The 12,155-nt window shown below is 66.1% G+C and carries 10 protein-coding genes; 6 read left to right on the top strand and 4 right to left on the bottom strand.

The genetic code is table 11. The features are described from left to right. Window positions 1-12: 12 nt before the first annotated feature. Window positions 13-864 (top strand): helix-turn-helix domain-containing protein, encoded by an 852-nt coding sequence (locus tag ACZY1G_RS18835; RefSeq protein ID WP_463823278.1) that lies wholly within the window; start codon window positions 13-15, stop codon window positions 862-864. On the opposite strand, the gene ACZY1G_RS18830 is transcribed toward ACZY1G_RS18835, so the two are convergent. The 3 genes from ACZY1G_RS18830 to ACZY1G_RS18820 all read right to left on the bottom strand — a co-directional run bounded on the left by ACZY1G_RS18830 (window position 839) and on the right by ACZY1G_RS18820 (window position 3,539). Continuing rightward, the gene (locus tag ACZY1G_RS18830) at window positions 839-1,747 is read right to left on the bottom strand and encodes an aldo/keto reductase (RefSeq protein WP_463823277.1); all 909 of its coding nucleotides are present in this window, start codon (window positions 1,745-1,747) and stop codon (window positions 839-841) included. The genes ACZY1G_RS18835 and ACZY1G_RS18830 overlap by 26 nt on opposite strands. Before the next feature lie 126 nt (window positions 1,748-1,873). Then, window positions 1,874-2,794, bottom strand: coding sequence for an alpha/beta fold hydrolase (locus ACZY1G_RS18825; protein ID WP_463816238.1), 921 nt, complete (start codon window positions 2,792-2,794; stop codon window positions 1,874-1,876). A gap of 118 nt (window positions 2,795-2,912) precedes the next feature. Then, window positions 2,913-3,539, bottom strand: a complete 627-nt coding sequence (locus ACZY1G_RS18820; protein WP_463823276.1) for a TetR/AcrR family transcriptional regulator — start codon at window positions 3,537-3,539, stop codon at window positions 2,913-2,915. A 97-nt stretch (window positions 3,540-3,636) separates the two neighbouring features. On the opposite strand from ACZY1G_RS18820, the gene ACZY1G_RS18815 reads away from it, so the two are divergent. The 5 genes from ACZY1G_RS18815 (at window position 3,637) to ACZY1G_RS18795 (ending at window position 9,276) form a co-directional block, all read left to right on the top strand. Beyond that, the gene (locus ACZY1G_RS18815; RefSeq protein ID WP_463816236.1) at window positions 3,637-4,380 is read left to right on the top strand and encodes an SDR family NAD(P)-dependent oxidoreductase; all 744 of its coding nucleotides are present in this window, start codon (window positions 3,637-3,639) and stop codon (window positions 4,378-4,380) included. Window positions 4,381-4,497: 117 nt separating this feature from the next. Beyond that, the gene (locus ACZY1G_RS18810; RefSeq protein ID WP_463816235.1) at window positions 4,498-5,130 is read left to right on the top strand and encodes an NADPH-dependent F420 reductase; all 633 of its coding nucleotides are present in this window, start codon (window positions 4,498-4,500) and stop codon (window positions 5,128-5,130) included. 20 nt (window positions 5,131-5,150) lie between these two features. Continuing rightward, on the top strand, window positions 5,151-5,693 hold the full coding sequence (locus ACZY1G_RS18805) for a hypothetical protein (protein WP_463823275.1): 543 nt from the start codon (window positions 5,151-5,153) through the stop codon (window positions 5,691-5,693). Beyond that, entirely contained in the window at window positions 5,690-7,315 is a 1,626-nt protein-coding gene (locus tag ACZY1G_RS18800; RefSeq protein ID WP_463823274.1) for a glutamate synthase-related protein, read from the top strand. The genes ACZY1G_RS18805 and ACZY1G_RS18800 overlap by 4 nt, the downstream gene beginning before the upstream one ends. Further along, window positions 7,312-9,276, top strand: a complete 1,965-nt coding sequence (locus ACZY1G_RS18795) for a thiamine pyrophosphate-binding protein (protein WP_463823273.1) — start codon at window positions 7,312-7,314, stop codon at window positions 9,274-9,276. The genes ACZY1G_RS18800 and ACZY1G_RS18795 overlap by 4 nt, the downstream gene beginning before the upstream one ends. Here the strand turns inward: ACZY1G_RS18795 and ACZY1G_RS18790 are convergent. After that, complete coding sequence (locus ACZY1G_RS18790; RefSeq protein ID WP_463823272.1) at window positions 9,273-12,080, bottom strand: ATP-binding protein; 2,808 nt, start codon at window positions 12,078-12,080, stop codon at window positions 9,273-9,275. The two genes, ACZY1G_RS18795 and ACZY1G_RS18790, sit on opposite strands and share 4 nt — an antisense overlap. Window positions 12,081-12,155: the final 75 nt, after the last annotated feature.

Raw genomic sequence — 12,155 nt, 5'->3', positions numbered from 1 at the left:
GCCAGCTCCAGGGTGGCGGCGCAGGATGACTCCATGGCAGATCGATCGGCGGAGCTTTCGTCGTTCTTGCGGGCGAGGCGCGAAGCGGTCACGCCCCAGGCCGCCGGCCTCGTCCCCGGCGACGGTCGACGAGTTCCGGGCCTGCGGCGAGAGGAGCTGGCGCTCCTCGCCGGACTGAGCACCGACTACTACCGAAGGCTCGAACAAGGCCGCGAGCACCGGCCGTCGCTACAAGTGCTCCGTGCCCTCGCGCGAGCGCTGCTGCTCGATGCCCATGCGACTGCCTACCTCATCTCGCTTGTCCATCCCATCCCTGACGCGATGCCGGCTCGCGCGACAGCCGTGTCGGCAGGGGTCCGGCTTCTGCTCGATTCCGGCCTGAGAGTGCCGGCATTCGTCGTCGATGTCGGCCTCAACATTCTTGCGATCAATGCGGCCGGTCGTGCCATGTACAGCGGTTTCGGCGACACGGACAACTTGGCCCACATGGTGTTTCTCGACCCTGCGGCCGGAGACTTCTACAGAGATTGGCACCACGTCGCGACACAGGTCGTCGGCAACCTCCGTTCTGGCCTGACCCGGTTCCCGAACGACCGCCGTGTGGCCGAGGTGGTCGATGAGATCTCCACTCGCAGCTCGGCGTTCGCGGAGCTATGGGCAACCCACGACGTTCGCCCGCGCGCCAGCGAGGACAAGGTTTTTCACCATCCGCAGGTCGGCGAACTCCACCTCCACTTCGAGGCGCTCGAGGTAGCCGATGCGCCCGATCAGCGCCTGTTCGTCTACTGTGCGCTCGAGAACGGCCCGTCTCCCGACGCTGTCGCCCTGCTGCAATCGCTCACGACGCAGACCGCATCGGCGTAGCAGCGCTGAGTTGGTCGATCTCTTCGGGTGTCAACTGCACGCCAGCGGCAGCCAGGTTCTCTTCCAGGTGGGCGCGACGCGATGTGCCGGGAATGGGGAGCATCACCGGTGAGGCCTGCAACAACCACGCGATCGCCACCTGGCCCACCGTGCATCGGTGCGCCCGAGCGATGTCGGCGAGAGCTTGGTGAGCCGCGGCGAGGCCACCCTGGGCCACCGGCGCCCACGGAATGAAGGCGAGACCGTCGCGTTCGCAGACTGCAAGGATGTCGTCGGCGCTGCGGTCGATGACGTTGAATCTACTTTGAACGCTGACGATCTCGGTGATCTCTCGCGCCTCGTCCAGCTGCTCCACGGTGCATTGCGACATGCCGATGTCACGGATCTTGCCCTCATCCTGAAGCGCCTTGAGCTCACCGATCTGGTCTGCCAACGGCACTTTGGGATCGACCCGGTGCAGCTGCAGTAGGTCGATCTGATCGACCCCCAAGCGGCGCATGCTCATCAGTACTTGCTGCCGCAGGTATTCGGGTCGTCCGACCGGTGGCCACGCCGCCGGGCCGAGGCGCTTCGGACCAGAGTCGGTGTCGATGACATCGGGTCCGTTTCGCGTCAGGCCCGCCTTCGTCGCGATCACGACGTCATCGGGGTACGGGTGCAGGGCCTCGCGCAGGATCTGCTCCGCGACGTGCGGTCCGTAGGAGTCGGCGGTGTCGATGAACTGCACGCCGAGGTCGACCGCCCGACGGGCCACGGCGATGCACTCGTCGCGGTCTTGGGGTTCACCCCAGATTCCGCGGCCCGTGAATCTCATCGACCCGAAACCCAAGCGCGACACCTCCTTTCCGGCGATTCTGATCGTCTGCGGGTTCATCTTCACCATGGCGACTTCCTCACTTTCTCTGCGTCTCTTCGTGATTCGCAGCGCCTCGGACTTCCGCCCGGATCTGCGTCACCGAGACCACGCTAAGAGCCATCCGGGGGTTTTCGGGGGGAGCGTTACACCCCCTCACTGCGGGAATGAGCCGGCTAGCCCCCGGGCCGCGGTGTCGAACTCGCAGAACATCCTGGTGAAGTACTCGGGCTGCTCCTCGGCAACCCAATGGCCGCAGTCTGGAACGAGATTTTCGGTCACCGAATCGGCGACCTCTTCACACATCGCTCGGAAGTGGCTGCCCAGGGGCCCGGAAGCACCTCCCGAGGCCAGTACCGGGACAGCGAGCTTGCCGTGTTGTCGCAGCGCTGCGCGATTGTCCTCGGCATCGCGGTCCAGTTCTCGGTAGGTCTCACACATCGCGCGCATGGCACCCGGAGCTTCGAACGCCCGGGCGTACACGTCCAGGTCGTCGTTCGAGATCGCATCCGGTTGATAGGTCAGTTCCTCGAAGAACCGGTTGATGTACCACCGTTCACGTCCGTGCGTGAGGTACACCGCGATGTCGGGGTTGGCGTGAAAGGAGAACTGCCACGCCGACTTCTGAGTCACGCGCCAGTCGTAGTAGGCAGTGCCCGGCAGTGGAGCTTCCATGAAGGTGACGCTTGCGACGTCATCGCGATACCGCAATGCGTAACCCAGAGCCAGAGTCGACCCGAGATCGTGGCCGACAAGGGAGACAGGCTCGGCCACGCCGAGGGTCTCGCGCACGAGACCGTGAATGTCACCGGCCATGGTCCATTTGTCGTAGCCGTCACGAGGTTTGTCGGACGCGCCGGCACCGCGATAGTCGGGCATGATCACCCGGTAGCCGGCGGCGGCCAACGGCATCATCACTTTGCGCCACTCGTATCGCGTCTGGGGCGCACCGTGGAGAAGCACCACGGTCTTGGTGGGTTCCGGCGGCGTGACGACCGTGTAGCCGATGCGAACCGCAACATCCGTGCCGACCCAGGCCCGACCATGGTGGATATTGACATCGCGCGCTGTGGTCATGGTGGCCAGTGTTGTCGAGGCGTCCCCGCGCATGGGGGGAACACGTCGCCCCCCCGGCGCGCTTGACTCGACGCTAGGGCCGGGTCGCGATAGTCGAGAGCCACGCCGGGGGTCTACGTCAGCGGCCACTCGGATCAGCAGGTCCGCGGCAGAGTAACAGCGCCAGGCCATTGAGTGCCACGTCGACAGCGGCGTCGAGCCGGGGCTGCGACACTCCCCCGGCCGCATCCACCGCGAGCCCCTGTCCGATCGTGACGGCGAATCCGGCAAGCGAGGCGGGGTCGATGTCGGACGCATCCTGCGCTGCGGCAAGTGCTTTCGCAATGACGTCTTCGATTCCGTGTCGATAGTCGGCGAGCAATTGCGGTATCCGTGCGTTGTTCGGGCCACAGGAGATGCCGCCCTGGATGGACAGGCACCCCAGCGCGTCGCCGGCCCGCACCGCCGTCGCGGTGTCGCGCAGATAGGACTCGAGGATGTCGTAGGCGCGGGGTTGAGACAGCAACTGACTCAAGTGCCCGTGGTAACGCTGTCCGTAACGTTCGAGGGCGCGAGCGAAGAGTTCTTCCTTGCTGCCGAACACGGCATACAAGCTCGGCTTGTTGATGCCCATGGCCTCGGTGAGCTCCGCCAGTGATGCCCCTTCGTATCCGCGACGCCAGAACACCTCGATCGCGGCATCGAGCGCCGCAGTTGTGTCGAAGGCCCGCGGCCGGCCCCCAGCGTGCCGTTGCGCTGCGCCCATTCGCCGATTCTAGCCTCGCGACGCGCCACCCATACCGAACGGTACAAAACTGCTATGGTCGCGCTGTAACCGATCGGTACAAAACTGGAGGATCATCATGCCCCGCCTGACAGGGAAGAACGCGCTCGTGACTGGAGCGACATCCGGAATCGGGCTCGCCGCAGCGCGAGCACTCGCGCAGGAGGGCGCTCATGTCTTCCTCGTCGGGCGGCGCCAGGACGCCCTCGACGACGCCGTCGCCGGCATCGGCACCACCCAGGCGACCGCCATCCGTGCCGATGTGACCGTGCCTGCGGATCTGGATCGTGTCGCCGCCATCGTCGATGCCACTGGACGCCGTCTCGACGTCGTGTTCGCCAATGCGGGCATCAACGAGTTCGCGACACTGGGCGCTCTCACCTGGGAGCACCACAGGAAGATCTTCGACACCAACGTCGGCGGAGTGACCTTCGCCGTCCAGGCCACGCTCCCCCTGCTGCGTGACGGTGCGTCGATCATCTTGTGCGGTTCCAACGGTGACGTGAAAGCGGCCCCGGGAGCGAGCGTGTACGCGGCGTCCAAGGCCGCGATCCGGTCTCTGGCGCGCAGCTGGGCCGCAGAACTCGTCGAGCGCGGAATCCGCGTCAACGTCATTGCCCCGGGACTCACCCAGACACCCGGTCTGGCCGATCTCTTCTCCGAATCCGGCGACGCTCTGGACGATTTGACCGCCACCGTGCCCATGAAGCGCCGTGCCAGCCCTGAGGAGATCGCCACCGTGATCGCGTTCCTCGCCTCCGACGACAGCTCCTTCATGACGGGCTCAGAGGTCTACGTCGACGGCGGGGTCAGCCAGTTCTGATTAAGGGATGTCTACCGACGCGAACAGAGTCCGGCGCAGCGAGTCTTGTGATGCGCAGAAGGTGGCCCCTTCCGGCCTTCCCGCCACACCTACATCATCGAGATTGAGGCAATCAGTATGAGCAGCATCAGCATCATCGGTCTGGGCCACATGGCCACCGCCCTGGCCGGACGGGCACTCCGTGCCGGCAACACCGTCGAGATCCTGGGGCGTGATCCCGAGAAGGCGAAGGCGTTGGCGGGCACGCTCGGCGGCGCCACCGTCGGGACATTCGGTGAGCTCCCGGCAGGAGACATCGTGGTTCTCGCCGTGCCCTACGCGAGCGCCGCAGCTGCGGTCGGCGCCTTCGGCGACGCACTGGCCGGCAAGATCCTCGTCGACATCACGAACCCATTCGCCCCTGATCTGTCGGGCCTCGTCACCCCCGACGGCAGCTCCGGTGCGCAAGAAACCGCGAAAGCCGCTCCCGCAGATACACGTATCGTCAAAGGATTCAACACCGTGTTCGCCGAGATCCTCGCGACTCCCCCGGCCGCGGATCGACCGCTCAGCGTCTTCCTTGCCGGCGACGACGCACAGGCGAAAGCAGAAGTGTCGGCGTTCGCCGAGAGCATGGGATTCCGTCCCCTGGACGCCGGTCCCTTGTCGATGGCACGAGCCCTGGAGTACGCCGGTCTGTTAGAACTCAACCTCAAGACCCACGGGCTCGAGCAGACCGACTTCGTGCTCGGTATCACCGTCGTGAACTAACCCCGCATATTCGGCACATCATGACTGCACTCGGCATCGTGCGCACCAACGTCCGTGCCTACCTCGTCCTGAACGCGCTCGCATACGGCGTCTGCGCTGTCGGCTTCGCCGCCGGATTGCTGTTCCCCTCCCTCAACGAGGCCGAGGTATCACGATTACACGACGACGGCACAGTGGATCTCGTGCAGTCGCTGATCGGGAATCCGTGGCTGTTCGCTGTGACGATTCTCGGGGTGAACACCGTGACGATCGGCGCTGCGACCATCGTTCTCCCGTCGATGATCGTGCCCTTCGCCGGCATCGTGTTGTTCGCCTCGTGGGCGCTCATCACGGGTGTGACCCTCGTTCCGTCCACCGACGCCGTCGCCGCGCGCTGTGGGAGCCGCCAACCGCCGAAGTGCTTATGTCACAGGTCTGCGCCAACTCGGCTGGCTGTCCTTGGCAGCCATCGTCTTGCTCGTCGCGGGCGCAGTGTACGAAGCGTTCTCCCTGCGCTACTTCGTGCATCCATTGATTCAGTGGCTGCAATGAACACCCTCTCGATCAACAAAGGATTCTCGTGAAAGTTGAGCCCAGGGCAACACCCGTGGTGTCCTTCACCGACCTGACGTCCGAGCGGCCATTTCCCGTTGTGGTCGATGGTGTGGACATCGCCCTGGTACGACGGGGCGAGAACGTGTCGGCGCTGTCAGGGCGGTGCCTCCATCGTGGGGTGCTCCTGAGCGATGGGCACATCGACGGCGATGTGCTCGTCTGCGGGGTCCACGGCTGGCGCTACGACGCCACCACGGGAATCTCGCCAGTGAACCCGTCGGCCGCTCTCACCACGTTTCCGGTGTGGGTGTCAGACGGAGTCGTGTACGTCGATGCGACGGCGGTCGCTGACTTTCGACGAAAAGGTGCGGTGATCTACGACGACGACGGATACCAGGGTCGGTGGATCACGCCGGCCGACTCCGCTGAGGAGCCCTTCGTCACCCAGATTCATGAGGTCGCAGCACACGGGCTCGACAGGGTCGGCCATCACGGACCCATGGCAGCCATGGGTGTGCCCAGGGATCAGCTACCGACATGGGAGTCGATACAGCTCGTGACCGGGCAGCTGGCGCGAATGCCGTTGCTCGAGGCCGAACCGGTCGACACGGCAACCGTGATCGGTCCGGGAGCCAGACGGCCACTGCGGCTGGACATTCCGTTGTTCGTCAGCGATATGAGCTTTGGGGCGCTATCCGAGGAGGCCAAGGTCGCTCTGTCCGCGGGGGCGCAACTGGCGGGCACCGGGATCTGCTCCGGCGAGGGAGGCATGCTTCCAGACGAGCAACGGCGCAACTCGCGGTACCTCTACGAACTGGCCTCGGCCCGCTTCGGGTGGAACGTCGACCACCTGCAGAAGGTGCAGGCCTTCCACTTCAAGGGCGGCCAGGGCGCGAAGACCGGAACAGGCGGTCACCTACCCGGAAGCAAGGTCATCGGCAAGATCGCCGAAGTGCGGGGCCTTCCCGAGGGCGCCGCGGCGATCTCCCCGGCCCGCTTCCCCGACTGGACCTCGGTCGACCGATTCCGTGATTTCGCCACGCTCGTCCGCGAGGAGTCGGGCGGAATCCCCGTCGGTTACAAGATGAGTGCCCAACAGATCGAACGCGACATCGACGCAGCGCTCACCATCGGCGTCGACTACATCATCCTCGACGGTCGCGGCGGTGGGACCGGTGCCGCGCCACTGTTGTTCCGCGACAACATCTCCGTCCCTACGATCCCTGCGCTCGCCAGGGCTCGTAAACATTTGATCGCATGCTCAGCCGACGACGTCACGCTCGCCGTCACCGGGGGTATCCGCACAGCGGCGGACATGGTCAAGGCACTCGCGCTGGGGGCTGACGCCATCGGATTGTCCACTTCGGCGCTGCAGGCCATCGGCTGCGTGGGCATGCGCGCCTGCAACACCAACGCCTGCCCCGTGGGGATCGCCACCCAGCAGCCCCACCTGCGGGCGCGGTTGCCCGTCGACCGCGCCGCTGCGCGGCTGAACCGCTTTCTGCAATCGACCGTGGAGCTGATGACGGTCCTCGCCCGAGCGTGCGGTCACCGACGCCTCGCCGATTTCACCGTCGAGGATCTGGTCACGTTCGATCGCGACCTCGCCTATCTCAGTGGGGTCCCCTACGCGGGGGTGATGCCGCTGTGAGTATCGGTGGGCACGAGAAGGACCGGGACATGCACTGGCACAGGGCAATTTCCACCGACTCTCTCGACGAAGGAGAAGTGACGGTGTGCCCGGTCGGTGTGAAGTCCGTCGCGCTCACGAAGCTGCGGGGTGAGTACGGCGCGATCGACAACCGCTGCCCGCACCAAGGCGGTCCCCTGGGCCAGGGAACCCTGGAGAACGGCAAGATCCGATGCCCCTGGCATGGCTTCGATTTCGATCCGTTCACCGGCGAGGCGGCCGGCGGACCGGATTTCAACGTCGCCACTTATCCCGTCGAGGTCCGCGGTGACGGCGTCTACGTAGGCACGCCCCCGCCCACACCACATGTTCGCACCGTCAGCGACGCGCTCGTCGAGACAATGACGAACTGGGGTGTCGACACAGTGTTCGGAATGGTCGGGCACTCGAATCTCGGTATGGCGGAGGCGCTGCGTCGCGCTGAGGCCGAGAACAAGCTTCGCTACATCGGCATCCGCCACGAAGGGACGGCGGCGTTCGCGGCATCGGCCTACGGAAAGCTGACCGGCCGGCCCGCCGCGTGCTTCGGCATTGCGGGGCCAGGTTCCACGAACCTGCTGACCGGGCTCTACGACGCGAAGGCCGACCGCGCTCCGGTACTTGCCTTGTCGGGCAACGTGGACTCCTCCGTCGCCGGCAAGGGTGCCTTCCAGGACATCGATCTCCTCGCCGCCTTCGCCGACGTCGCGACGTACTCGACCATGGTCCGCTCGGGCTCCGATCATGCGGAACTGATGGCGCTGGCACTCAAACACGCCATCCTGGGCCGGGGAGTCGGCCACCTCGTGCTACCCGATGAGGTCCAGGTGCTCCCGGCGCCGGATCAGCCCGCCGTCGGCCCCGCCGGGCGCATGCCGGACCTCAGCATGGGCCCGCCCGCAGAGGCGCTCGCTGACGCACTCGATCTCATCGCAGCGGCGAACCGGCCGGTGATCGTCGTCGGATACGGCGCCAAAGTGGATATGGCACAGGTGATCTCGTTGGCGGACCGAATGCACGCACCGGTCGTCACCACGTTCAAGGCCAAGGGGCAGATTTCCGACAGGCATCCGCTGGCCTGCGGCGTTCTCGGCCGCTCCGGGACTCCCGTGGCATCCTGGATGATGAACAAGGCCGACCTTCTGCTGGTGTTCGGCGCATCGTTTTCCAACCACAGTGGTATTTCGCCCTACAAGCCGACGGTGCAGGTCGACACCGATCCGCTGATGCTCGGCCGGTTCCGTCCCGTCACGGTTCCCATCCTCGGCGATGTCGGTGTCACCGCACGCGCGTTGACAGAAGCGCTCCGCGTTGGGCCGGCAATCGTCGACCAGCGTCAGGAGATCGCCGAACGCTGGGCTGTGTGGCGTGCGGAAAAGGCTCGACGGGCGGCGGTGGTGCCGGCCGTCGGACGCGTGTCGGCGGCCAGGATCTTCCACGAACTGAGCCGGGTGACACCCGAAAATGCCATCTTGACAGTCGATGTGGGCAATCACGCGTATTCCTTCGGACGGTACTTCGAAGCGACGACGCAGGACGTTCTGATGTCCGGCTATCTCGGCTCGATCGGCTTCGGCTTCCCCGCTGCCCTGGGCGCGAGTGCGGCGGCACCGGGCCGTCCGGTCGTCGCCATCACCGGCGACGGCGGATTCGGCCAGTACCTGGCGGATTTCACCACGGCGGTGAAGTACGACATGAACATCACCCACATCCTGCTCAACAACGGGGAGCTCGCGAAGATCAGCGAGGAGCAGCGCAGCGCCGAGTACGCGGTGTGGCAGACGTCGCTGCTGAACCCGAACTTTTCGGCGTTCGCGCGCGACTGCGGTGCCCACGGCACGCGTGTGACCGATTCATCTGACGTCCGGTCGGCCATCGAGGAGGCGCTGAGCCGGCCGGGAACGGCCTTGGTGGAGATCATGACCGACCCCGCGTCGCATTAGATCGGCAGCTCCCTGAGTTGTCGGCGCGACGTGATTCCCAGTTTTCGGAAGATGTTTCGAAGGTGGGCTTCGATCGTGCGGGGGCTCAAGAAGAGTTGTGCACCGACCTCTCGGGAGGTCGCTCCGGTCGCGACCAGGCGTGCGATGGTCAGTTCTTGAGCGGTGAGGGCGTCGGTGGGTTGGGCGCTTCGTTTGCGCGGATGTTCGCCGGTAGCACGCAGTTCGCGGGCGGCACGAGCGGCGAGCGGCTCTGCGCCCATATCGGCGAGGAAGTTGTGTGCGATGCGGAGTTGTTCGCGTGCCTCGTGGCGGCGACCCGCGCGGCGCAGCCATTCGCCGAAGACGAGGTGAGTGCGGGCGAGGAAGACGCGCATGCGGCAGTTCTGCAGTCGCTCGATCGCTTCGCGGTAGTGCCCTTCTGCGTCGGGTGATTCGGTGGTGAGCGCGCGGGCGTGTGCGGCGACACCGAGCGCCCATTCGGTACCGCTGGCGCGCGCTCTCGCGCTGAGTTCTTCCATCGCGCCCGAGGCGGTGCCGGGATCGCCTGCACGCGAAGCAGCCTCGACCAACTCGTAGAGCGCCAGTCCGCGGATCGACAGTTCATACGTGTCGCACGCTTGCGAGGCCGCCTTCTGCGCCGCCGGATAGTTGCCGCGACCGTTGTGGAGCACTGCCATGGCAAGGGTGGACACCGTGGCTTCGATCCCCCGCGTGCGCTCTGGCCTCCGTGAGTCCCGGGTATCGCGACCGGTGGTCGCCGCCACATCCAGTCCGCGCCACGCGTCCAGGTAGGTATGGGCGTAGGTCAGAGGCATAGCGCCAGACGCCTGCGATATCGCGGCGGCCTCGTCGGAGAACTCGGTGGCACGGGCGAGCTCACCGGTGTAGACCCACGCGAAAGCCGATACGACCAAGGCTGCGGGCAGTGTTGCGAGCGCGCCGACGTCGCGCGCTCGTCGCACGTATCGGTCGGCCAACTCGATGGCCAACTCGTCCTCGAACAGCGCTATCGCTGTTCGAGTGGCCAGCCACAACCAGTTGCCGGCGTCCCCGACTCCGACGGTCTCGACCGGGAACTCGTGATCGCGGAATGCCTCCAGCGCTTCCCGCAGGATGGCGGCACCGGCTTCGTATCCACTCACGTGGACGGTCACGAGGCCGCCGAGTAACAGGTCTGCCGGTCCGTGCGGCGCAGGTGCTGCCTGGACGGCGTCGGCGATCTCGACCAGCGCGGTGTCCAGAGCCAAGCTGCCTGTGATCGTCGCTGCATCGAAGGCCTGCAGGTAAGTCTCGCGAGCGAGCGACGGATCCAGCGGCGTCAGCATCCGTGCCGCGCCCATGAGAATTCCCGGAACCTCGCTGCCGTGGCCGAGATGGAACGTGATCTGTGCGCGAAGCAGCTCCAGACGTGCGCGCTGTAGCTCGTTGAGGTGCTGTGCGTCAACGCTTTCCAGCACGCCAAGCGCAGCTTCGGGTGCCCCGGCGCAGTGGGTGGCATTGGCGGCATCCAACGCACGTCTGGCACGGTTCGCGGGGTCCATGGTCAGATCGGTCGACCTCTGAAGAAACGCGGCCGCGGCGCCGAAGCCGCCGCGGGCCAGCGCACGGTCGGCGCAGCGCTCCAGGTCGGCGGCAGCGTGTTCATCGGTGCCGAGCACTGATTGCGCGTAGTGCCACGCGCGGCGGTCAGGGTCGACCTGCGGGTCGGTCGTCGAGGCCAGAGCGGCATGAGCCTGACGGTGTTCGGGTGCTGTCGCGGCGCGGTAGACCGCCGAGCGCACCAAGGGATGGCGAAATCGGATGTGAGTGTCGATCTCGAGTAGCCCCGCAGCTTCCGCGGGTGCTGCTGCTTCGCGACCGATCCCCACGTGCTTGGCTGCGCGCCAGAGCAGTGCCGCATCGCCGGTCGGGTCCGCGGCGGCTACCAACAGGAGCTGTCGCGTCTGCGCCGGAAGGTTGTTCGAGCGCTGTTGGTAGGTGTCCTCGATCCGTCGCGGAACGCTTCGGAGGTCAGCGGATTCGAATCCACCGGCAAGGTGCACGCCGGAGGGCAGCTCCAACAGTGCCAGCGGGTTGCCGCGGGCCTCAGCGACGATGCGTTCGCGGACCCCTGGATCGAGCGATGGTCCGACTGCGGTGGCCAGCAACGCCCGCGCGTCGGTGTCTCCGAGCCCCTCCAAGCGCATCTCGGGCAATCCGGCCAACGGGTCGGCGCCGCTGTCACCGGAGTCGCGCACGGCGAACACGAAGGCCAGCCGATCGGCTGCCACTCGGCGCGCCACGAACGAGAGGACCTGCGCTGACGCTTGATCCAGCCACTGTGCGTCGTCGACGAGGCAGAGCATCGGTCCCCCGTCGGCGAGGACGTTGAGGACGGCGAGCGCCACCAGGAATCGGTCCGGCGGGTCGCCGGTGACGCGGCCGAGCGCAACGTCGAGAGCGGTGCGCTGTGGATCCGGAAGAGACTCTGCGCCGTCGATCAGCGTCGCGCACAATTGGTGCAGACCGGCGAAAGCGAACTGTGCCTCCGCCTCCACTCCGAGTGACGATTCCACCCGAATCCCCGCCGAGATCGCGCGGTTTCGCGCGTAATGGAGCAGCGCGGACTTTCCGATTCCCGCTTCACCGCGCAGAACCAGCACGCCGCTGCGTCCCTCCGACGCCTCGGCCACGAGCCGATCGATGGTTGTGCACTCCAGACGCCGGCCCAGGAGATCCGCGTCGATCCGCTCTGCCGTGGCCCCCGCGGGGAACGGTTGCTGGTTCGGAGTCGCTTCGCCCGGATCGACCAGTGGAACGGACAAGGCTGGCTTCCTTCCTTCGCGGGCGCCATATCCCCGCGGAGCCATGGTCATCAGGCCGCGATGGGCGACGCCTCG

It is taken from the genome of Mycobacterium sp. IDUB_5 (assembly GCF_055419565.1).
Note: the sequence above shows the minus strand (reverse complement) of the source record. Positions and strands in the feature narration are given on the sequence as shown.